The 22,066-nt window shown below is 41.4% G+C and carries 17 protein-coding genes and 1 pseudogene; 10 read left to right on the top strand and 8 right to left on the bottom strand.

What is annotated here, in order from left to right:
- Positions 1-70 precede the first annotated feature (70 nt).
- Positions 71-1,381 carry an HlyD family efflux transporter periplasmic adaptor subunit gene (locus tag RM049_RS09315; RefSeq protein ID WP_322699135.1) on the bottom strand — a complete coding sequence of 437 codons (1,311 nt, stop codon included), beginning with the start codon at positions 1,379-1,381 and terminating at the stop codon, positions 71-73.
- Between the two features lie 358 nt (positions 1,382-1,739).
- Here RM049_RS09315 and RM049_RS09310 point away from each other — a divergent pair, with 358 nt between their 5' ends.
- Both RM049_RS09310 and RM049_RS09305 read left to right on the top strand, forming a co-directional pair.
- Entirely contained in the window at positions 1,740-2,354 is a 615-nt protein-coding gene (locus RM049_RS09310) for a TetR/AcrR family transcriptional regulator (RefSeq protein ID WP_322671383.1), read from the top strand.
- 80 nt (positions 2,355-2,434) lie between these two features.
- On the top strand, positions 2,435-3,142 hold the full coding sequence (locus tag RM049_RS09305; RefSeq protein ID WP_322703981.1) for a Crp/Fnr family transcriptional regulator: 708 nt from the start codon (positions 2,435-2,437) through the stop codon (positions 3,140-3,142).
- A 15-nt stretch (positions 3,143-3,157) separates the two neighbouring features.
- Here the strand turns inward: RM049_RS09305 and RM049_RS09300 are convergent, their stop codons facing one another.
- Both RM049_RS09300 and infC read right to left on the bottom strand, forming a co-directional pair.
- Positions 3,158-3,781 (bottom strand): PAS domain-containing protein, encoded by a 624-nt coding sequence (locus RM049_RS09300; RefSeq protein ID WP_322703980.1) that lies wholly within the window; start codon positions 3,779-3,781, stop codon positions 3,158-3,160.
- A 581-nt stretch (positions 3,782-4,362) separates the two neighbouring features.
- Positions 4,363-4,875, bottom strand: coding sequence for a translation initiation factor IF-3 (gene infC, locus RM049_RS09295; RefSeq protein WP_322671380.1), 513 nt, complete (start codon positions 4,873-4,875; stop codon positions 4,363-4,365).
- A gap of 216 nt (positions 4,876-5,091) precedes the next feature.
- Here infC and RM049_RS09290 point away from each other — a divergent pair, with 216 nt between their 5' ends.
- Both RM049_RS09290 and RM049_RS09285 read left to right on the top strand, forming a co-directional pair.
- Entirely contained in the window at positions 5,092-6,432 is a 1,341-nt protein-coding gene (locus tag RM049_RS09290) for a DEAD/DEAH box helicase (RefSeq protein WP_322703979.1), read from the top strand.
- Positions 6,433-6,617: 185 nt separating this feature from the next.
- A complete protein-coding gene (locus tag RM049_RS09285) occupies positions 6,618-8,270 on the top strand; it encodes an adenylate/guanylate cyclase domain-containing protein (protein WP_322703978.1) in 1,653 nt (550 codons plus the stop codon).
- A 95-nt stretch (positions 8,271-8,365) separates the two neighbouring features.
- On the opposite strand, the gene RM049_RS09280 is transcribed toward RM049_RS09285, so the two are convergent.
- The gene (locus RM049_RS09280; protein ID WP_322703977.1) at positions 8,366-8,989 is read right to left on the bottom strand and encodes a Uma2 family endonuclease; all 624 of its coding nucleotides are present in this window, start codon (positions 8,987-8,989) and stop codon (positions 8,366-8,368) included.
- Positions 8,990-9,213: 224 nt separating this feature from the next.
- Here RM049_RS09280 and RM049_RS09275 point away from each other — a divergent pair, with 224 nt between their 5' ends.
- Positions 9,214-10,581, top strand: a complete 1,368-nt coding sequence (locus tag RM049_RS09275) for an NAD-dependent succinate-semialdehyde dehydrogenase (RefSeq protein ID WP_322703976.1) — start codon at positions 9,214-9,216, stop codon at positions 10,579-10,581.
- 156 nt (positions 10,582-10,737) lie between these two features.
- A complete protein-coding gene (locus RM049_RS09270) occupies positions 10,738-12,381 on the top strand; it encodes an acetolactate synthase large subunit (protein ID WP_322671403.1) in 1,644 nt (547 codons plus the stop codon).
- A gap of 360 nt (positions 12,382-12,741) precedes the next feature.
- Here RM049_RS09270 and RM049_RS09265 read toward each other — a convergent pair whose 3' ends face one another.
- The gene (locus tag RM049_RS09265) at positions 12,742-13,233 is read right to left on the bottom strand and encodes an orange carotenoid protein N-terminal domain-containing protein (RefSeq protein ID WP_322671374.1); all 492 of its coding nucleotides are present in this window, start codon (positions 13,231-13,233) and stop codon (positions 12,742-12,744) included.
- Between the two features lie 621 nt (positions 13,234-13,854).
- Here RM049_RS09265 and RM049_RS09260 point away from each other — a divergent pair.
- Complete coding sequence (locus RM049_RS09260; RefSeq protein WP_322703975.1) at positions 13,855-14,250, top strand: hypothetical protein; 396 nt, start codon at positions 13,855-13,857, stop codon at positions 14,248-14,250.
- 109 nt (positions 14,251-14,359) lie between these two features.
- On the opposite strand, the gene RM049_RS09255 is transcribed toward RM049_RS09260, so the two are convergent.
- Together RM049_RS09255 and RM049_RS09250 are read right to left on the bottom strand one after the other, a co-directional pair.
- Positions 14,360-15,808: an AAA-like domain-containing protein gene (locus RM049_RS09255; RefSeq protein WP_322699140.1), complete on the bottom strand. Its 1,449-nt coding sequence runs from the start codon at positions 15,806-15,808 to the stop codon at positions 14,360-14,362.
- Positions 15,809-16,389: 581 nt separating this feature from the next.
- Entirely contained in the window at positions 16,390-16,785 is a 396-nt protein-coding gene (locus tag RM049_RS09250; protein WP_322699141.1) for a hypothetical protein, read from the bottom strand.
- Positions 16,786-17,243: 458 nt separating this feature from the next.
- Here RM049_RS09250 and RM049_RS09245 point away from each other — a divergent pair, with 458 nt between their 5' ends.
- From RM049_RS09245 to RM049_RS09235, 3 genes and pseudogenes are all read left to right on the top strand, one after another.
- Positions 17,244-17,423: a hypothetical protein gene (locus RM049_RS09245; protein WP_322671370.1), complete on the top strand. Its 180-nt coding sequence runs from the start codon at positions 17,244-17,246 to the stop codon at positions 17,421-17,423.
- 12 nt (positions 17,424-17,435) lie between these two features.
- Positions 17,436-17,843 (top strand): annotated as a pseudogene (locus tag RM049_RS09240) (Coq4 family protein); the annotation flags it as partial.
- Positions 17,844-18,245: 402 nt separating this feature from the next.
- Positions 18,246-20,978, top strand: coding sequence for a zinc-dependent metalloprotease (locus RM049_RS09235; protein WP_322703974.1), 2,733 nt, complete (start codon positions 18,246-18,248; stop codon positions 20,976-20,978).
- 129 nt (positions 20,979-21,107) lie between these two features.
- Here the strand turns inward: RM049_RS09235 and RM049_RS09230 are convergent, their stop codons facing one another.
- The gene (locus RM049_RS09230; RefSeq protein ID WP_322703973.1) at positions 21,108-21,995 is read right to left on the bottom strand and encodes an alpha/beta hydrolase; all 888 of its coding nucleotides are present in this window, start codon (positions 21,993-21,995) and stop codon (positions 21,108-21,110) included.
- Positions 21,996-22,066: the final 71 nt, after the last annotated feature.

Here is a 22,066-nt window from a genome sequence, read left to right as displayed (position 1 = left end):
AAACAAAACTCTTAACTCTTAACTCCTAACTCAGCACTCCTAACGCCCAATGCCCAATGCCCAATTCCCTTTAAAGTTCAATCACCGCCTTGACTTGTAAATTAGTTAAGTTAGAAGCATTTTGGCTGGATAGTTTATTTAGTTGCACATGCACTTCTACTACTCTGGCATCAATATTGCTAGAGGGGTCAGCATTGATCAGATTTTGCCGCTTTACCTGCATACCAATCCAATCCACTCTTCCCCCTAATTCATTGCGGAGGGAATCACTGCTTACCAGCACTGGTTGTCCCGGACGCACTCTCTTGATATCACTTTGGTAGACTTCTACTACTGCATACATCTGGTCGGTTTGACCTAAAGCCACAATTCCTTCATTGCCAACAGTTTCTCCGGCTCGTGTATTTATTTCCAAAATTTGACCGGCTTTAGGAGCCACAACGTATGCCTCTGCCAGTTCTGCTCTAATTTTCTCTACAGTGGCTTGAGCGCTGTCTATCTCTGCCTGTGCATTTGCTATATCTGTAGGACGAACTTCAGTGGTTTGATTTAGGTTAGCTTTTGCTTCGTTAATCTGCTGTTGCAAGCTGGCAAGAGTTTGATTTTGGTTGGCTTTTGCTTCGTTAAGCTGCTGTTGTAGGGTCGCTACAGTTCTTGTCTGGGTGGCTTGGCTTTCAATTAAGGCTTGAGTAGAAGTTTCAGCGCTTAAGCGTCTTTTATCAACTTCTTCGCTAGAAATTGCTCCTGCTTTGTATAAAGTTTCGTAGCGCTGCACGTCAGCTTGGGCATTATTTTTTTCGGCGGCTACGCGAGCTACTGTTGCTTGCAAGCTGCGTTGTTGCCCAAGGAGTTCTGCTTCTAGACGATTAATTGTGGCTTGCTGAGTTTTAATGTTTCCTTGTAGTTCTACTTGTACGCGATTCACCGTAGCTTGACGCGCTCCAATTTCTCCCTGTTTGGCTCCAGCTTTTACCTGGTTAAGGCGGGATTTGGCAACTTGAACTTGTTTTTGTGCTTCAGCCAAAGTAGCTTGTAGGCGAGCGCGGTTGTCCATAATCGCAACTACCTGCCCAGCTTTGACGCGATCGCCTTCTTTCACCAATAGTTGCTCTACCCGATTTCCTTCACCCATTGAAGAAGGCGCTGACAGTTTTATTACCTCTCCCTTTGGTTCCAACCGCCCTAATGCTGTTACTGTTTTTACCACAGGCTGAACTGCTACTGGTGCTTTTTGCTTTTCATTACCTGTAGCCTGAAGCCTCGATACTGTATAAACACTGAATGCACCTGTCGCAAAAGCTGCAATAATCGCAAGTAGAAGAGGCGATCGCAAAAGATTCTGAGAAGACCTTAAACCCTCTGAATTCCTGTTTTGCTCCATACTATTTTCCCCTTACCACCAGTAGCAACTTGTACTAAACTGTCCAGTTCAATTTATGCTAAACTAAACGGACTAGTTTAGTCAAGAAGATACAACCAAACTTGTCAATCAATTTACTCGGCATTATTCAGCAAAATGCTATTTCCGATTAAGATTGATTGTCTACCACAAGAAAGTAGCAGAGAGGAAAGCTGATAATAGAGGCTTTTGGGCTTTATCGAAGGGTATATTTATCACCGAAAGCATGAGGAAGACTGCCCCCTGCCTCCTGCCTCCTGCCTCCTTCATTTTCGCCATTTCATCCTGGGGCATTTTGCAGCATCTATTAATATTGTTTATAAGAAAGGATGATTAATAAATGGTACGCATCAAAGCTGACGAAGTGGATCGAGACAATTCCGTTGATAAAGTGGAGCAAATTCTGCAAGGGGCAATGCAAGAATTCCTTCAACATGGCTATGCTGGTACAAGCATGGATCGGGTAGCGGTAGCAGCAGGTGTTTCTAAAGCGACAGTCTACAGCCACTTTCAAGATAAAGAAGGACTTTTTAAAGTACTGTTAGAGCAACTGACAAGTAAAAAGAATAGCTCCATTTTTGGCACAGAACCGATTGAGGGAGAACCAGCCACAATACTGCGCCAGGTAGCAACCAAAGCATTAGATCAGATGCTTAATGACGAAGAACATAGTGCATTTATGCGAGTACTAATCGGAGAATCTGGGCGTTTTCCTGAGTTAGCTCAAATTTGTGTTCGGGTGATGATTAAACCAGTAGCGGAAACTCTCACTCACTACTTGGCGGCTCCAGAATTAAACATACCTGACCCAGAGGCAACAGCAAGAATTCTCTTAGGAACATTGGTACATTTTCATATTACTCAAAATGTGATGCATGGACAGGACATTGTACCAATGGAAAGCGATCGCCTGATTGATGCCTTGACACACCTAATCACTAAATGTGCGGATTGATTTGGTTATCTCCCGGTGCGTAGCGCTTGTTTGGTCGAAAGGTCATAGACTGATAGTTAAAAACAAGCCCTAACAAAAATATGGCTATTGAAAACCTTCTGCTCACCGCCTTGCCCCACGAGGTGTACAAGCGGATAGAAAGCAAACTGGAGCAGCTAGACCTTTCATCCGGCAAGATACTCAACAGACCGGGCGAAGCCATCGAAGATGTCTACTTCCCCCTCACCTGCCTGATTTCAGTCACTATCACGATGATGGACGGCATTACAGTAGAAGCCGGAGTGGTCGGAAGCCGCGAGATGGTAGGGATCAACGCCTTCATGGGCGGTGAGGAGACGACGCAGACCGAGTACATCATACAGATTCCCGGTAAGGCGGTGAAAATGAAGGCACATCTGCTGCTTCACGAGTTCGACACCAATAAGTCGTTGCGGGACGTGCTGCTCAAATACACACAGGCTTATATCGCGCAAATCTCGCAGAATGTTGCCTGTAACCGCACTCATACTATAGAAAAACGCATGGCCCGTTGGTTGCTTGAGTCGAGCGATCGTCTCTACTCCGATGAACTATTTTTGTCCCATGAGTTCCTCTCCCATATGCTGGGCGTGCGCCGTTCTGGTATTACCGAAACCGCCCACATTCTAGAACAGAAAGGTCTCATCGAATGCGGCCGAAAGAAAATCAAAACCATCGATCGGCAGGGACTAGAAAAAGCTTCTTGCGAGTGTTATGGGGTAATCAAACAGGAATACGATCGCTTGCTAAAGTTTAAGCTAGAGAGATAACGAATAAAGTCCTTCTCACCTTTCTAGCGATAATAGAGGCTGATACGAGACGCGATCGGTGTCGCGCACCATCCAGCGCAAGCCTGTTAACTTGCCTTTAACATCGCGGATAGGAGCTACAGTTATAGCAGCCTCAAAAGGCTCACAGTCACGGGGCTGTATCTGTAATATCCACTTTTGCACATAGTCACACTCAGAACTGTGCATCTGGTTTAGTTTGGAACGAAACGCCTGACGTTCTTCTACTGCAATGAAACAGACCAACGGTTTGTTTACCAAAAATCGTTGTTGAAGATTGAACAGTGTGGCAGTGGCACAATTAGCTGACAGAATTTTCCCTTGTGTATCGCTCACCAAGTAAGCATTTGGTATGAAATTTAATAGGTCTTGGTAGCGCTTGTATACTTCTCTAAGCCGCGTTTGTACATTTACCAATTTTTGAGTTTGCTCGAACAGTTTCTCTGTAGCTATCTCTAGTGTTTTTGAAGCAGTATCAAGTTCTTTCAAGACTGCCAGCAGCAAATCGCTTTCTGGCTGTACTGTGGTGTTGGCATCTTCGTACAAGTTAGCTAAACGCTCTTGCAGTGACTGTAACTTCTGGGCAAACATATTTAGATTCATTATCAATTCAGGTGACATATAAGTTCAATCCCTGAATAGAAAGAGACTGTTAACCAATTCCTAATGGGTTTTATCCCACCAATCATTCGTTACTGGCTATAAACCTAGTAACGAGAAGTTAAGAGATATTACCATTGATGAATTTGCTCTCAAATTTCTTAGACTTAGGGGTTACTTAGATTTAAGTATTGTTTAAAGACTAAAAAACTTAGTGGCTCCTAGTCAGTACGATTCCGTACAATAGACCTGCAAGAGGTCTATTATCTTCGCTCTAAAAAGTGATAAACGACATAAACCCAAAAGCCGCACCTTTAATTGTTAGTGCGGCTTTGAGTTCTACAGAGATGGGGTTGGCTCTATTAATATTTGTAAAAAGTATCTGGGATATTTTGATGTCCCAGTACTTGGGGTTATGGCATCCCCCACTGGTTTAAGATTTCATCATCTCCAGCGTAGCTCTGTGCAAGCACGACTTGATGCACAATGAAAAAATCCCCTTGCTGTCTTAAACAGGGAGAATGCCAATGTTTTTTTCATAGAAGCTACAGTGCCTTCCTTACAAGCTGCTACAACTATATCCTCCAGCGATCGCTAGATAACTAGGCAGGAATGACTTGAATAACTAGGGCACGTTTATCTAGCGACTGGATCTTACCTACTTTACTAAGATCGTTTGCAATTCGGTCTAGCATCTCTCCCGCTTTGTCACGATATTGATGTTCTCGGCCTCGTAAACGAATGGCAAACTTGACAGAATCGCCTTTACTCAACCATTGACCTGCTTGTTCGATGCGTAAATTGTAATCAGCCAGACCCACGTTTAGACCGAATCGAACTTCTTTTACCGTGGGTCTAGCACTTTGGCTTTGACGTTTTTTCTTTTGATACTGAAGCTTGCCATAGTTGAGAATCTTGGCGATTGGAGCGTCTTTACCTTGAGAGACTACAACTAAGTCAAGCTCTAAGCTTTCGGCTAGCTGTAACGCCTCATTGGTGTCGATTAGACCACGATTGTTATTCTCATGGTCGATCAAGAAGACGCTAGGTGACTTGATTTGTGAATTAATCAGTTGCTTTTGGATTGCGATAACGAATTTCTCCCATTTGTTCAATACTTTGCTTTACAAGCAGGTAATGCCAATTTAACACAACACAGAATCAGAGCAACTTTAAACAACACAATGAACGCCAATCTGTTAGAATGAAGCACTGCGGCACTCGCTCTCAGTCTTTGCGCTACTGCCCATCCAGCTTTTCAATGATTTTTATCCGTCCGCCTAAGACTGACGCCATCATTGGCGACAGGCCGATGTTATTTTTGGAGTCTTATGTCTTTTTCCAATCTCGGCTTGTCCAATGAAATTATCCGTGCAGTTACCGAACGAGGGTACACGGAACCCACGCCAATCCAGATGCAGGCGATTCCTGCTGTTTTGTCGGGTAAAGATTTATTAGCTGGGGCACAAACTGGCACTGGAAAGACCGCTAGTTTTACACTGCCGCTCTTGCATCGATTGTCGTCTAATAAGAGCAAAGGTACGCCAAATGGATACCCACCAATCCGGGCACTGATTCTCACCCCGACTCGCGAACTCGCTGCCCAAGTGGAAGAAAGCGTGCGCGAGTACGGCAAGTACTTAAATCTTAACTCAATGGTGATGTTTGGTGGAGTCAGTATTAATCTGCAAAAACAGCGTTTGAGGGGTCGAGTGGATATTTTGGTTGCGACTCCAGGGCGACTGCTAGACCACGTACAGCAGGGTACGCTGAATTTATCGCAGATTGAGGTTTTGGTGCTGGATGAAGCCGATCGGATGCTGGATATGGGTTTTATTAATGATATCCGCCGCATCCTCTTACTTTTGCCCAAACAGCGACAGAATTTGCTATTTTTCGCTACTTTCTCAGACAAAATTAAGACACTAGCCGCCGGACTACTCAATAATCCAACGATGATTGAGGTAGCACGCCGCAACGTTACCGCCGACACGATCGCCCAGAAAGTTTACCAAGTAGACCGTGACAAGAAACGCCAATTACTTGCTCATCTGATTCGGCGAGATAATTGGTATCAAGTGCTAGTGTTCACTCGTACCAAGTATGGCGCTGACCGTTTGGTGAAGCAGTTGGGCGAAGACCGCATTCAAGCCTTGGCAATCCACGGTAATAAGAGCCAGCCTGTGCGTACTAACGCTCTGGCCAAGTTCAAAAATGGCACCTTACAAGTATTGGTGGCGACAGACATAGCTGCTAGGGGGCTTGACATCAGCGAACTGCCCCATGTTGTTAACTTTGATTTGCCCAATGTACCAGAAGATTATGTTCATCGTATTGGTCGCACCGGTCGCGCTGGCGCATCAGGTGAAGCTGTATCGCTAGTGTGCATTGATGAACAGCATCTCTTGAAAGATATCGAAAAACTGATTGAGCAACGCTTGCCAAAGGAAGTGGTTGCTGGTTTTGCGCCTAACCCCGATACCAACCCCGAACCAATCCCAAATGGACGGCAACACAGAGCCAAGCCTGGAGGTGAGAAGCGTCCGGCTCGTACTCCTAAACCGTTACCACAGAAATCGGCTAAACGTAAAGCAGCGCCACCTGCCACCAATGGCCAGAAACCTGGCGCTCGTTCATCGGCATCGCGCCGTTCTGCTAAAGGCGATCGCTAACATTCGCTAGCTGTTCAATAGATTGATTTTTCACGCCTCCTGGAAAATATTCAATGTAATATCTGTCACATACAGTTGTCGGAATGCAGTTAACAGTGTCATAAACAAAAGGTGAAGGTTAATCTGTAGGGTATAACTTACCTTAGAGTTGCTTGACCTCTAGCTTCGATGGATCTATCACACTCATGACTGAACTGACGCTACGCCTACAAGAGGGAGATACCGAAACCACGATCGCAGTTGACCAAGATGTATTTACAATTGGTCGTTTGCCGGAATGTAACTTGTACTTACCTTTTGGTGGAGTATCCCGCAACCATGCTCGCCTAGTAAAAACGGCTGACGGTGTGTGGACTATTGAGGATCTGGGCAGCAAAAACGGGACGCAAGTCAATAAATATCTGGTTAACTATCCTCAAGAGTTACATCATGGTGATATCGTTTGGCTGGGCAATGTTAGCCTGGTAGTGCTGCTCACAACCCCTGTTTCTCAACCGACACATGAGTATGCCGGAATTTCGGACATTAACGAGCAAAGAACAATCCTTCATAATGTTGAACAATTACAACAGCAATGGATTGCAGCTGATAGCAAAGATGGCAACATCAGTAATAAGGACAAAACTATTGCCCGTCTCAAAGATTTAGTTGACATAGCAAAAAATCTTTGTGCAGCCGCATCTATAGAAGAGATTTTTTCTCAGGTGCAGCAAGTAGTTTTTCGTTATCTTGATAGTATCGATCGCTTGGCATTATTAATTGATGTCAATGGTTGCGGTCAGTTGGAATTAATGAATGCTGCCACTAGAAATATTTCCCAACAGAAACATCTCCCTTCTGATGGTAGTTGGATTAGTCGTAGTATCTGTCAAAAAGTCTTTGACGAAAAAGTCGTCATTCAAACCGGTGATACTCATCAGGATGAACGGTTTGCTAGCGAACAGAGTATTTTAGTCAAAGGCATTCGTAGCGCGATGGCAGTGCCTTTATGGGATGAAAATAAAGTTGTGGGCGTACTGTATGCCGATGCCAATTTTTCTTCTTATCATTGGGCAAATGAAGGTGAAGAAGAATTGAGCTTTTTTTCCGCTTTAGCAAACCTTGTCGCTTCTAGCGTGCAGCGTTGGCTATTAGTAGAAAAACTCAAAACTGAAGAGATGATTCGTCACCGACTAGAACGCTATCATTCTCCAGCAGTTGTACAGCAGTTGATCTCTGTAGGCGGATTACCGGGTGGCCGTTTAGCTCCTACCGAGAGCGAAATCAGTATTTTGTTTGCTGATTTAGTTGGCTTTACGGCAATTTCTGAAAGATTAACACCAACTGCGATCGCTCAACTATTAAATAATTTATTTGAAGAAATGCTAAAAGAAGTGTTTACTTGCGGTGGCACTTTAGATAAATATATTGGCGATTGTATTATGGCATTTTTTGGCGCTCCAGAACCGCAAGCAGATCATGCCGATCGCGCTGTTACAGCTGCCAAGGGAATGCTCACTCGTCTCGAACATCTGAATGCCAATGGTTTTTGGCTAGAACCTCTGCAATTACGGATTGCGATTAATAGCGGTAAAGCAGTGGTGGGAGATGTCGGTAGTTCCCAAAGGGTAGATTATACGGCATTAGGCGCAACGATTAATCTTGCTGCTCGGATGGAAGCAGTTTGTCCCCCTAGTGAATGCGTGATTAGTGAAGCCACCCATACAATGCTTTCACAACCCTCAGACTTCCAAGAAATGGGAGATTATCGTTTCAAAGGTATTGAGCGATTAGTTAAGGTTTATCAGACAAAATTGCAACCAGTACCAACAATCATTGCTCCAATCATGAATCTTTAGGGATTGGCATGGGCTTTGAGGTCTAGATTATGTAACCCATCTAGTGACATACTCCTATAAAGATAAATTACGAATTACGAATTACGAATTACGAATTACCTGACTGTGCCAGCGCGAAAAATTTGCTCTGCGGTCAAATCTAACTCTGGAAATGTTGGCGACTCGATGCGGTCATTTCCTCGAAATTTACTAACGCGATACTCACCTTCTTCTAAAGAGCAAACCAAAATAGTAGGTTGTTTGGGTTTGCCAATAAATTCTCTACCACCTAATGCAGCATAATCGACAATCCAGTATTCAGGAATTCCCATTTCTTCGTAATCGGCGTATTTTTTCAGATAATCATCACGCCAGTTTGTACTTACCACCTCAATTACTAAAGGAATTGATGCTGCTTGAGTAACAGTTGATTCTTTTTTCCACCGAGGTTCATTAACTAAATTAGGAAGATTTAGGAGTAATACATCTAGTGAGTAAGCTGATTCATTTTCAAGTGGTTTGACTAATACTGTTTTTGGTATACCATATGGCAGACCAAGGCGACTATATTCTAAAGTAATTTTTGTAGCTAAAAATCCAATCACCTCTTCATGGTCGCCTGTTGGTGGTGGCATCTCTACTACTACTCCATCATATAATTCGTAACGTTGTCCTGTGTTATCTGGGTATTTAGCAACGAATTCATCGAATGTAACTACTTTGCGTAAGACTTGAGTCATGGCTTGATTCCTCAATTGTGCAAATTATAGCAACTTTACTTGTATTTAATTCCTCACTATTAACACTTATTAATTGGTATATTTTATTTCAGAAATAATTGCAAAATTGTAATATTAAGCAACTAATTCTGGGTTATAAGACTAGAATTTGGGTGTAGCTTCCAGAATTGATCTGTGTAACACTAGGAAGCCTACCGAAGCTATTTTTAACGGGAGGTCAGGTAATGGCGATCGCCACCATTAATCCCGCCACTGGGGAGACGCTTAAAACCTTTGAGGCGCTCAATGATGCAGAAATTGCCGCTAAACTCGATTTAGCCGATCGGATTTTTGAACAGTATCGTCAGACTAGTTTCTCTCAACGATCGCAATGGCTTTCAAAAGCTGCCGATATTTTAGAGCAGGACAAAGCAGAATTTGCTAAATTGATGACTCTAGAAATGGGTAAACCATTTAAAGCTGCGATCGCAGAAGTCGAAAAATGCGCCGCCGTCTGTCGCTATTATGCCGAACACGCCCCTGATTTCTTGGCTGATGTCAGTGTAAAAACTGATGCTAGTCAGAGTTTTGTACGTTATCAACCAATAGGTGCAATTCTCGCGGTGATGCCGTGGAATTTCCCTTTCTGGCAAGTGTTCCGCTTTGCAGCACCAGCCCTAATGGCGGGGAATGTCGGCTTACTCAAACACGCTTCCAACGTGCCGCAGTGCGCTTTGGCAATTGAAGATATTATCCGACGGGCAGGTTTTCCTGAAGGTGCGTTTCAAACTCTATTAATAGGTGCTGCCAAAGTTGCCGATTTAATGGCTGATGACCGCGTAAAAGCTGCTACCTTGACCGGAAGCGAACCAGCAGGCGCATCCCTCGCCGTCGCCGCCGGCAAACAAATTAAAAAAACAGTTTTGGAATTAGGAGGAAGTGACCCGTTTATTGTGTTAGAAAGTGCTGACTTAGAGACAGCAGTTGTCACAGCTACTACAGCACGAATGTTAAATAACGGGCAATCATGTATTGCAGCGAAACGTTTTATTGTCGCAGATGCGATCGCAGACAAATTTGAAAAATTACTTTTAGAAAAATTTGAGGCGCTGAAAGTTGGCGATCCCATGCAACCAGATACCGATTTAGGCCCACTGGCAACTCCTGGTATTCTCCAGGATTTAGAACAACAAGTGCAACGTGCTATTAGCAGCGGTGGTAAAGTCCTCACCGGCGGACATCCTTTATCAGATCGTCCTGGAAACTTTTATCCGCCAACGATTATCATAGATATCCCCACCGACACACCAATTGCCAAAGAAGAATTCTTTGGCCCGGTAGCCTTGTTATTCCGGGTTACAGATATTGATGCAGCCATTAAACTCGCTAATGACTCACCCTTTGGCTTAGGTGCAAGTGCTTGGACAACCAACGACCAAGAGAGCGATCGCTTGGTTGAAGAAATCGAAGCAGGTAGCGTGTTTATCAACAGTATGGTCAAATCCGATCCTCGGTTGCCCTTTGGTGGCATCAAGCGTTCTGGATATGGCAGAGAATTGAGTATCCAAGGTATACATGAGTTTGTCAATGTTAAAACTGTGTGGGTTAAATGATTAGTCATTGGTCATTGGTCATTGGTCATTAGTCATTAGTCATTGGTCATTAGCGATTAGTCAAAGAACAAAAGACAAAGGACAAAGGACAAAGGACAAATGACTAATGACAAAGAACAAAAGTCTTATTCGTTAATAGAGTTGTCGGAAAATAAAATGAATACAGCAGAGTTATTGGTGCAGTGCCTAGAAAATGAAGGAGTGGAATACATTTTTGGACTTCCTGGTGAAGAAAATCTTCACGTTTTGGAAGCGCTAAAACATTCTTCAATTAAATTTATTACGACTCGTCACGAACAGGGTGCAGCATTCATGGCCGATGTCTATGGACGCTTAACCGGAAAAGCCGGAGTATGTCTTTCTACTCTTGGCCCTGGGGCAACCAACTTGATGACTGGAGTAGCAGATGCTAACCTCGATGGTGCGCCCTTAGTGGCAATTACCGGTCAAGTGGGAACAGATAGAATGCATATTGAATCCCATCAATATTTAGATTTGGTGGCAATGTTTGCACCTGTTACCAAGTGGAATAAGCAGATTGTCCGACCGAGTATTACACCAGAAGTAGTACGGAAAGCATTTAAGCGATCGCAATCTGAAAAACCTGGTGCAGTTCACATCGATTTGCCAGAAAATATTGCTGCTATGCCCGTCGAAGGCAAACCTTTGCGTAAGGATAATAGCGAAAAAACTTATGCATCTTTTGCTAGCATTCGGGCAGCAGCTGCCGCAATTTGCCAAGCTGTGAACCCATTAATCTTAGTCGGAAATGGAGCAATTCGCGCTCATGCCAGTGATGCCGTAACGCAATTTGCTACCTTGCTGAATATACCTGTTGCCAATACTTTCATGGGTAAAGGCGTGATTCCCTACACACATCAACTAGCTTTGTGGTCAGTGGGATTACAGCAAAGAGACTTCATTACCTGTGCCTTTGATAACACAGATTTAGTAATTGCGATCGGCTATGATTTGATTGAGTTTTCCCCGAAGAAATGGAATCGTAATGGTGAAATTCCCATTGTGCATATTGGGGTAAATCCGGCAGAAATTGATAGTAGTTATATTCCCAACGCCGAAGTTGTGGGAGATATTTCAGATTCCCTCTATGAAATCTTAAAATTAGCAGACAGACAAGGCAAACCCGATCCCTTTGCTATTAGTTTAAGATCGGAGATTCGGGCTGATTACGAACAGTATGCCCATGATGACGGATTTCCGATCAAGCCGCAAAAGTTAATTTATGATTTACGCCAAGTGATGGGCCCAGATGATATCGTCATCTCTGATGTTGGCGCACATAAGATGTGGATGGCTCGTCATTATCATTGCCATAGTCCCAATACTTGCATAATTTCCAATGGCTTCGCAGCTATGGGTATTGCAATTCCTGGCGCTTTAGCAGCAAAACTTGTTCATCCTAAGCGCAAAGTTATTGCTGTCACAGGCGATGGCGGCTTTATGATGAATTCTCAGGAATTAGAAACAGCCTTGCGTGTCGGTACGCCTTTTGTGACGATAATTTTCAATGATGGTGGCTATGGGTTAATTGAGTGGAAGCAAGAAAATCAATTTGGCAAAGGAAACTCATCCTTTGTGCATTTTAGCAATCCTGATTTTGTCAAATTAGCCGAAAGCATGGGTTTAAAAGGCTACCGAGTTGAATCGGCTTTAGATTTGATTCCCACTTTGAAAGAAGCCCTCGCTCAAGATGTACCCGCCGTGATAGATTGTCCCGTAGATTATCGGGAGAATCACCGCTTCAGTCAAAAAGCCGGCGAGTTGACTTGTGCATTGTAAATGTAAAAAGCAGAGATGCAAATAATCGCGTCTGTACAAGAGTTAGGAGTTATTTATTCCTAACTTTTTTAGTGTTTTGGTAGGGTGCGTTCGCACTTGGTGTAACGCACCACTTTATTCTTTACGAGGAACAGTTATTCACTATGAAGATCCCTTTGAGCCTACTGTACCTATAAAGGATTGGGAAGTCTTGCAACGATTTAAATTATTATTGCGATCGCGCAGCGTCTCGTAGACAGGAGGAACGAAGAAGCAATCCCACCCGCAAGCGAATTTGATTGCGATCGCAATCAATACTAAGTTTGTACTTGATAACCCGCAACTTGGGTTAATAGATAGCCTTAACCATCCTCAAAAATTCTAAATTTCAGCACCTGATTTTGCTTCAGTACCCATTGGCGAAACATAATCGCGGAAAAGAGTAATCTGCTGCTCAAACTCTAATCCTTGAATTTTGCCAAACAAAGCTTTAGCTTCGGAAGGAAGTTGATAATCACCAGGTACAGGAATGATAGTCCCATCATCCATTCCTTGAGATAATCGATACCAAAATAGGAGTTTTGTGGTATCACCCAAAGAGCCATACTCACGAGAAATTTGGCTATCCGCTTTATTAATCAAATCACGCTGAACTTGTAATTGTTGTTCGTGAGATAATTCCTTAACTTGATTAAATAAACCTTCGGCTATTTCTGGAGAAACAGTACTGGCTCCAGGAGCAGCTGGAGTAATTGAACCCCCCATTTCTTTATAGATAAACCAAAACAAAGCAAGTTGTTGATCTACATTTAAGTTTTGCCAAGCTTGAACGTGTTCGCGAATAGTTGGATCGTTGGTTTGTGTGTATGTCATGATTAATTTCAATTGCAATTACTTATTTATTCTTAAGCAATGTTACCAAATGTATATTTAGAGTTTTACCCTACTGAAGACATATGTCTTAAAATCATAAAGAAGATCGTTCAAAGCCACAATAATGCTTGACAAGTGCCAAATGAAATAGTTGGCAATTAAAAGTCTGCTGCCAAATTGAATAATTGTTAAAAGCTATTTCCCTGGATAGATGTTATTTTTATTGTAATTGTGCAAACCAGTGATAGCGAGTTTGCGAACATTATTAGTAATTACTGAAAAGGGGAAAGGGTTAAAGGGAAAGGAAAAATTCCATTCCTTTACCCCTTCCCCTTTCCCCTTTGCCCATTCCCTCTTCTTCATAAATGAAGAATTGTTAATCTCTATTTTCACGGGTTGCGTTGGCGTAGCCCGCCGCAGGCATCGCTCTGCATAATTCAGTTTTTCATTATTTTATTAACTGCCTTCTTAACTGTCTTCTTAACTGTCTTAACTGTCATTGCATTTTTTTGAAGATGGCGAGAAAATACAAACGTGATATTCATAAGCACAGAAATAACTCATCTTTAAAAACAGTTATTTGCTCGCTAATAATACAATTATATCAATCAATTCTATTCTTTGGGAGAAGAAAAATTTGTGAATTCATTCAACGAAAGACAAAGTTATATAATAACGCAAGGTCAAGGCATTTATCTATCTGGCAATCCCGTTAAAACTGAAAATTTTTCTATTCAAAAGACCCTACGCGATGGTGGAAAAATCCGTTTCAAAATTCGTTATTCTGCTGAACTACAGGGTTTCTGTCTGCTAGAAATTTTTCTAATGAGAGCACAAAATAGAACACTAACTGCTGGCATGACTATCCCCAATAGTGGTTCGACAGCTAGTTTTCAAGAACAAGAGCAAGAATTTGGTATTTGGGAGCCAGAAGATTATTACTTCTTTTTCAAAATGTCTTCCAATAATGGAAAATTTTATATCGAGAATTATCAGCTTTATTGGTCAAACAATTAATTATTTTTCGTTGGGAACCTTGTTTATAATCCCTAGAGGGTTGCCAAGTAGGGGATTAAAAGGAGCCATTAGGGTGAACCTCAGAAAAAGAGTGTGTGATAGTTTTTTCTCAAGCACGTTTTTGCAATGATTCATATTCAAATTCAGCAACACCTAGTTGTTTTCTAAAGTAAGCACGGTAGAGTTCACAACGCGGTAGGATGCGATCGCTTTCATAAGCGATCAAACCCAAGCTTTCGAGCTTATGAGCGTCAATGGGATTGAGAGAAATACTTTGCTTTGCCGCTACAACGTCAACATACGCCTTTACTAAACTAGGATTTTCTTGTAAGATTGCCCAGTGTCGCCATAGATGATAGCGATAAATACCGCCGTTAGCGATCGCATCTTCTATCAGTTCTTCTAAGGTCATTCCTTGACAGCATAGATAATATAGAGCAATCCGAATCAGTGCTGGATGTCCCCCTACAAGAGACATCAGTTGCTTAACTTCGTTATCAGAAGTCCAATCTAAACCATGTCGTAGGGCTAAGTATTTTACTTGGTGGGCAGTAAATTCTGGCAGACGGATCGGTAGTCCAATATTAAATGGAGAACGGTTGATATCCAGCGAGACATATACTTCTGTGGAGTAAACTACCACTAGTCTGAGTTTCTGCAAATTGCCATCTTGTCGTGCTTCTTCATACCAAGAGCGCAACAAACCAAAGAACTCTGGAGCAATTTCTGGATATTCAAAAAAGCGGTCAACCTCATTTAAAACTAAAACTACTGGATTTTTGCACTGCTTGAGCAAATAAGATTGCAAATATAAACTGCAACTCAACTTACAACCTATTTCCTCATCCCAGTTTTCATTTAGCTTTGGATCAATGCCTAATTCTGTTGCAATTTGCCAACAAAGAGAACGCAAAAGTTTATTTAAGTCTGTCAGACAACTTGAATCGATTTGGTTGCAATTCACATTCACCGAGCGATAACTTTGCATCTTGGCAAAAGCTAACAGCCGCAGCACAAGAGAACTTTTTCCCATTTCTCTTGGTGCTCGAATCCGGATCACACAGCCTGGTTGAATTACTTCTCGATAAACAAGTTCCTCGATGGGGGGACGATCGACATAGAAGGGGGAATCTACAGGTACTGGCCCATCTGGGTATGACCAAAGATTTTCGAGCTGGTTGTGGTGTTGAGTCGCAAAAGAATCTAAGGATAAAGACGGAAATAATTTTCTTTCTCCTGTATCTAAACTCATTGAGAGAGTTGGAGAAGCTTCATTACGATCTGGCTCATTCAGGATTGCATAGTCTCCGCTGCATAATTCTAGGTTAAAGGCGCTAAAGCACAATTTCAAGGTTTTTTGATCCACGCCTGTATTCAATGACCATAATCGGTTTAGAGTTTTGGTAGATACCTTCATGCGATCGCCTAAATCTTCTAGAGTGAAGCGATGTCCATTGTTTTCTACCTTTTCTATAGCCAGAATTGCCCTTTGTAAACGCTTCAGCCCAGCGATCGTTAAGATAAGTCCCCGCTTTCGTGTATTCTTAGATTGCTTCATATCATTAATTATCTATCTACTTTTTTCTGACCGTCTTAGCTATCTCCTCATTGTTTCATGTTTTTAAGTAGTTATTGAACAGTTACTTACCCGTTCTTAAACTGTTTTTCAGCTAGTAAAAAAATATACATTTATATTTGAAGATAGTTAGATGGGTAGGTATAAATAAACGTCACTACATCAATTGCCATTTTTGCTATTTCTATGGAAAGGTGCAGACATTTCTGTATCAAGCATCCTTTACCATTTGCAAATAAAAAATCACAAGCCTTAATAGTTCACTTTATTTATACTGCTATATTAAGTGTTATAAAAATTACATCATAGAAGTAGGAGAGGAATGGAGGTGAGGTATTTTGAATGCAACACGCAGTAGGGGCGCATAGCTAACTATGCACCCCTACTAAAGACCTATATTTTAGGCAACTGAGAAACGCTATAATCTTTCATCAAGAAGAGTAAGCGCGTTACCCAAGAAGTATTTGAAGACTTTGTTGATTTATTACCAACGTCTCTATGCGTAACTAATTTATTGGCGAAAAGTTATTACTACTTGCTGCCAATAGGATATTCTGACGCATTTAGCGTGCAACTTTGTTTGTGATATTTCTGCCCGCCTTTGCCGCACTATCCCCTACATCACTAGCAGTTTCTTGAGCGCCCTCTACATACCCAGATCCAAATTCTTTAAAGGCTTCTCCTGACTGTTGCCCAATCTTCTGAAGTCGTTCGCCAGGAGAAGCTTCTGTTTCACGAGCGTCTTTAAACCACTGCCCTACTGTTTTCGGTCTTTGAGCATCATTCTGCTCTACCTGTTCACGAACTCTCTCTTTTAAGCCCTTGTCATTTTGCCCATCACTAACATTCGTTGTCAGCATTATAAAACCAACTAGGACAACAGCTAAAAAACCTTTGATCTGAAGTCCTTTAAGCAAGGAATTGATGTGACTAATCGTCCTAGAAACCAAATTTATCATGCCAATTAACTTATTTTTTGGAGTACTAGTAAAGACTAACTATAAAAAGGCAATCATCCTTCTAGCAAAAGGCATATCTTAGTTATAAAAAAGAAAGGCTTATTCAACCCTGGGGAAGAGAGAACTTATTTACGCTCTTTTGTGGATCTGAAAAAATACAATATTTGTAGATTGGGTTGAACAGAGTGAAACCCCCAACAAAAGCAAGGATTCTTGGTGTTAGGTTACTCTGCGGGAAGCCTCTTTGTGTCTACGTTGGTCAACTAAAGCTACACCTGTATTTATAAAAACTAGTCACAACAAGGGTTTCTTATTTTTATCTGTCAAGATTTCTAGTCTGTTATTTGGCATATTCACCTAACTTTGTCCTTAACAGTTATTCGATGTTAGATAATTTTGTATCAAAGTCTACCCCTGGCTCTCTCTCAACTGTTGTTAGCCCATTACGGAAAAGTATTATGCTCAAACAAATACAACAACTCAAAGCACTTCTGGCTTATAAAAACTCAGAAAACTTGGTTGATATTGCCATTCTTAAATCCAAGTTTTTTGGTACTAAAGTTTCTCCAAAAGTTGCTTCCAAACTACAACCAATAGTAGGATATTATCCCGTAATTGATTTGAACCAATTAAGTTAATATCCTCAAGGCTCCTTTGGACGAGAATATGCCAACTATATGCAAGCAAATCAACTAAAACCATTAAACATCAGTTCTGAACTAGAAGACGTTGCCAAACGTAATCTATTTGTTCTGCGATATTTAGTTACCCATGATATTTTTCATGTCTTACTTGATTTTGACACCACTTATGCAGGAGAAATTGGTGTACTTGCTTTTGCTGCTACACAAAACTACAGTAAATCACTTGAAATCGGTCTGTGCTTGGCTAGATTGCTCTATCCAATTTTAGCTCGCCAACAAATCAAAGCGATTTTCGCCAACCTGGAGAAAGGGCGAGAACTAGGCAAGAAAGCTGATTTTCTGTTGGGCTACCGCTTTGAAAACCATTGGGAAGAACCAATTGACCATCTGAGAAAAAAGTTGAGATTACCATAAATTTCCACAATTCATCCGAAAAAAGGATTTACTTGCTTAATAACAGCTTTTTTAAAAGCCCTGCTCTTTTTTTATAAAAAATGCTTGATATTGCTTAGGCTGTCAAATGTAGCGCTAAATACATTTTTAATGCTACATTTGGTTTTTAATACAGATATAAGCAAAAAAAACATATATCTTTAGCGGTAAAAATTATCTGCTTTAAGAGATAAATACTTAATGGGTAATTCCTAAAGAGCTACTAATAACAATTAATATTTACAGACTTTTAGGTTAGAGACATTGTTTATCTGACTAAGTGGATTTATATGGTAGTCCTTAGATATTTGAAGTACTTGCAGATGACAAACTAATCCACATTTTTCCTTAACACGATAACTGCTTCAGGTGGAAAGCCAAAGGATGAAATACTGGATAACGAAATTAGTATTTTGTATAGTATTACTGTCTAACTTGTTTCTATCAAATGATTATGCAGGAGCAACCCAACTTTCAAATACTTCTAATATTGATGTACAGCAATTAAATACACTGCCAGTAGTTGAAAACGTAGCAAGTGCTGACAAGAATATTGCTGAAATTAAAAAGGAGGATTTTTGCCGATTTAATGGGATTGTTAATCGGGTAGATAAACTAGAGGGACTTTTCACACTTTATTGCAGCGAGGATTCGGGAAAAGTTTTCTTAGAACTTAAGCCAGAGCAGCTAAATAAAGATTATCTAGCTATAGTGACATTGGAATCAGGCGTTGGGGAAAGTGGGGTTTATAGTGGATTACCTCTCTCTGATTTTATTTTTTACTTCCAACGAGTAAATAATAGATTGCATTTTGTTGTACGTAATTTAAAATTCCGTACAGATAATATACCAGAACAGCGATCGCTTGCTCGCTCATTTAGCGATTCAGTCCTTTATTCACTCGAAATAGCTACTATCGATCCAAAAAGTAAAAATATTCTGCTCGACCTGAATGGACTGCTAATGCAGGATTTACCTGGATTAACTCCTATATTAAAATATTCTTTACAAGCTGATTACCGCTTAGATGTACGCAAATCATATTTTGGTGATGTTAACAGCTTCCCAGAAAACGTAGAGATTGATTCGATTTACGGTTTTTCATCACTAGAAGGCTCAAATTTGATCGCTGTACCCGATAGCAGGGCACTCACTCTAAAGGTACACTACAGTTTTTCTCAACTGAGAAAAAACAATGGTTATATTCCTAGACTTGCCGATGACAGAGTTGGATATTTTACTACTGCTTTCCAAGATTTCTCTAAAAATAATGCTCGCGAATCATTTGTACGTTATATTAATCGCTGGCATCTAGAACCATCCAATCCTGATGCCCCCTTATCTCCACCCAAAAAACCAATTGTGTATTGGATTGAAAATGCCGTACCACTAGAATACCGCGATGCGATTCGTGAAGGTGTTTTGATGTGGAACAAAGCATTTGAAAAAGCTGGATTTAAAAATGCCATTGAAGTGCAGCAAATGCCAGATGATGCTGATTGGAAACCAGCAGATGTACATTACAACACCATTCGCTGGTTCAATTCTTTAGATGCAGGTTTTGCCAAAGGGCCGATGCGCGTCAACCCATTCACCGGGGAAATATTGGATGCAGATATCATTGTGGATGCCAATATGGTGCGTTTAGTTCAGCAAGAATATCACGCACTGATGGAAGCAAATTCATGTCAAGAAAATACCAAAGGACGTGAAGACGCGGGGAAATTCCTGGATAGATTTGCGTCATCTTCCTCTGCTCGCTTTTTCTCCTCAGAGTCCTGCTATGGTATGGAATCTTCAAATCAAGCAGCTATGGGGGCGCTGGCGTTGTCAATGTTGCCAAACACTACATCTAGTAGTGAAACGATGAAGGAGTATGTGCATCAATATTTGCGTTCTCTCATCGCTCACGAAGTCGGGCACACTCTGGGTTTGCGCCACAACTTTTACGGCAGCACCATGTTAGCGCCAGAAGAATTAAATAATACTGAAATCACTCGCACCAAAGGTTTAGTGGGTTCGGTGATGGACTATGTACCTGTGAATATAGCACCACAGGGAGTACAGCAAGGTGACTATTTCCCAAAAGTTATTGGGCCTTATGACGAATGGGCAATTGAGTATGGTTATAAAAAATTTCCATCAACAGCCCTTGAGGTAACTATTCCAGAATCAGAAAAAAGTTTTTTAAACCAGATAGCCCTAGCGTCGCCTCAACCAGAATTATCTTATGCAAGCGATGAAGATATCTGGGACATCAATCCTTTAGCAAATGTCTGGGATATGAGTAGTGATGTGCTACTGTATTCGCAGTGGCAAATGGATAATGCTCGTTTTATGTGGCAGCGTCTCGATCGGGGTTATCTATCGAAAGACAAAAGCTATAGTAACCTACGCCTTCAGTTTAATAGAGTACTTAAATATTATTTTCGGAATGCCACTTTGCTTTCTAAATACATTGGCGGACAATCGTTTCGGCGTCTCCATTCCAGTAATGATGCTGCTTGGGCATTTGTACCAGTTTCACTTTTAAAACAACGCCAAGCATTGACAAAATTGCAAGAATATGTATTTGCAGATGATGCTTTCAGCTTTTCACCACAATTGCTCAATCAACTAGCACCATCGCGTTGGGGAGACTGGGGTAGTTCTGCACCTAATAACCGCCTTGATTATCCAATTCACGATCGCATTTTGAGTTTTCAAAGTATGATATTGCGATCGCTATTAGACAGCGATCGCCTGAATCGGTTACAAGATATAGAATTAAAAACTCTGCCTGGAGAAGCGCTTTCCATACCAGAACTGTTCGACACCCTGCAAACAGGCATCTGGACAGAAATTTTCGCCCCCGGAGAACCAAAGCCAATTTCTAGCATCCGGCGTTCATTGCAACGGGAGCATCTGAATATTTTGTTACAGATGATGTTGGGTACTACTAATACACCTGAAGATGGTCGGACATTGGCTTGGTATAAATTGCGCCAACTCCAAAAAGCTATTGATGTCAAACTCAAACAACTTGGCGAAAGCCTTGATGTTTACACCTTAGCTCACTTAGAAGCTTCTGGCGATCGCATTACTAAAGCATTAAATGCACAATTATTTTCTAAATAGTCATTTGTCATTTGTCATTTGGCATTGGGCATTGGGCATTGGGCATTGGGCATTGGGCATTGGGCATTGAATCTTCAATTTTGAATTTTGAATTTTGAATTTTGAATTGATTTCTCCTCTACTCTCCACTTACCCAAGATACCGCTGCAACAGACCAATGAAAACTTCTGGTATTTCCAAATGAGGTAATATTCCGGTATCTGCGATCGCATAAAAATCTCGAATTGCTCTTGGATTTAAATTTGCCAAGCGTTGTCCTAATTTGATGTTGGTAAATTGTGCTTTTTCTCCCCAAAAAATGACGGTGGGAACTGTTAGTTGTTGAATATATAAACTCAAGTCGAAGTAAAGATCGCCTCGCAAAAATGCTAAAGCAGCAAACTTGGCATTAGGTTGTTGTGCCGAGGTTAAATAAGCCTCCACCATCTCTTGAGATACTCGTTGTGACTTAGCAAAGAGAAAACTTTGTAAAAAATTTCGGACTGCAATTTCATTTTCAGCACCAATCATGTAAATAAAATTGTCCAACAGAGGCGCATTGATTACCGAAAGCGGAAGTCTGCGTCCAGCACCCTGTCCAAAATCATCAAATCCAGAAGGGGAAACCAAAAACAGTGCTTTGAATAAATTGGGTTGAACAATAGCTAGGCGAATAGCAAAACCAGCTGTAAGAGATGAGGCTACCACTGTCACCGGCTGGCGACAAGTTTGGATGATAAACTCTGCGATCGTGCTGAGATAATCCCTAATTTTATAATCCCGCACTGGATGGGCCGACTCTCCCCAGCCGATTAAATCGGGAGCTAAAATGTGGTAATTAGAGGCAAAAGCTGGGTAAACTTTAGACCATTCATAGGCAGACGCTCCCCCACCAAAGTTATGGAGAAATAGTAGTGGAGGTAAATCTTCAGTGTCAGCAATCGTCCAAGGTGCATTCGTTTGGGTATAGTAAACCATTGCCCCCAAGAATGTATGAATGACTTTATGCCCAAAGCCAGGAGGTTGAAACTGAAGCATAAAATTAAAAAGTTTAGTTTATTTGAATTTGCCTACAGTCAAACTAATTCAGGAGTCAAAATACATCTGTC

This window comes from Nostoc sp. DedQUE04 (assembly GCF_034530995.1).
GTDB lineage: Bacteria > Cyanobacteriota > Cyanobacteriia > Cyanobacteriales > Nostocaceae > Nostoc.
The sequence above is the reverse complement of the archived record's forward strand: the minus strand, read 5'-3'. Positions and strand labels throughout refer to the sequence as shown.

Coding starts and splice junctions, on each gene's coding strand:
- RM049_RS09230 (WP_322703973.1), bottom strand. CDS start 21,995: ATGCTTCAGTTTCAACCTCCTGGCTTTGGGCATAAAGTCATTCATACA.
- RM049_RS09310 (WP_322671383.1), top strand. CDS start 1,740: ATGGTACGCATCAAAGCTGACGAAGTGGATCGAGACAATTCCGTTGAT.
- RM049_RS09270 (WP_322671403.1), top strand. CDS start 10,738: ATGAATACAGCAGAGTTATTGGTGCAGTGCCTAGAAAATGAAGGAGTG.
- RM049_RS09305 (WP_322703981.1), top strand. CDS start 2,435: ATGGCTATTGAAAACCTTCTGCTCACCGCCTTGCCCCACGAGGTGTAC.
- RM049_RS09285 (WP_322703978.1), top strand. CDS start 6,618: ATGACTGAACTGACGCTACGCCTACAAGAGGGAGATACCGAAACCACG.
- RM049_RS09290 (WP_322703979.1), top strand. CDS start 5,092: ATGTCTTTTTCCAATCTCGGCTTGTCCAATGAAATTATCCGTGCAGTT.
- RM049_RS09245 (WP_322671370.1), top strand. CDS start 17,244: ATGCTCAAACAAATACAACAACTCAAAGCACTTCTGGCTTATAAAAAC.
- RM049_RS09265 (WP_322671374.1), bottom strand. CDS start 13,233: ATGACATACACACAAACCAACGATCCAACTATTCGCGAACACGTTCAA.
- RM049_RS09315 (WP_322699135.1), bottom strand. CDS start 1,381: ATGGAGCAAAACAGGAATTCAGAGGGTTTAAGGTCTTCTCAGAATCTT.
- RM049_RS09275 (WP_322703976.1), top strand. CDS start 9,214: ATGGCGATCGCCACCATTAATCCCGCCACTGGGGAGACGCTTAAAACC.
- RM049_RS09250 (WP_322699141.1), bottom strand. CDS start 16,785: ATGATAAATTTGGTTTCTAGGACGATTAGTCACATCAATTCCTTGCTT.
- RM049_RS09235 (WP_322703974.1), top strand. CDS start 18,246: ATGAAATACTGGATAACGAAATTAGTATTTTGTATAGTATTACTGTCT.
- RM049_RS09280 (WP_322703977.1), bottom strand. CDS start 8,989: ATGACTCAAGTCTTACGCAAAGTAGTTACATTCGATGAATTCGTTGCT.
- RM049_RS09255 (WP_322699140.1), bottom strand. CDS start 15,808: ATGAAGCAATCTAAGAATACACGAAAGCGGGGACTTATCTTAACGATC.
- RM049_RS09300 (WP_322703980.1), bottom strand. CDS start 3,781: ATGTCACCTGAATTGATAATGAATCTAAATATGTTTGCCCAGAAGTTA.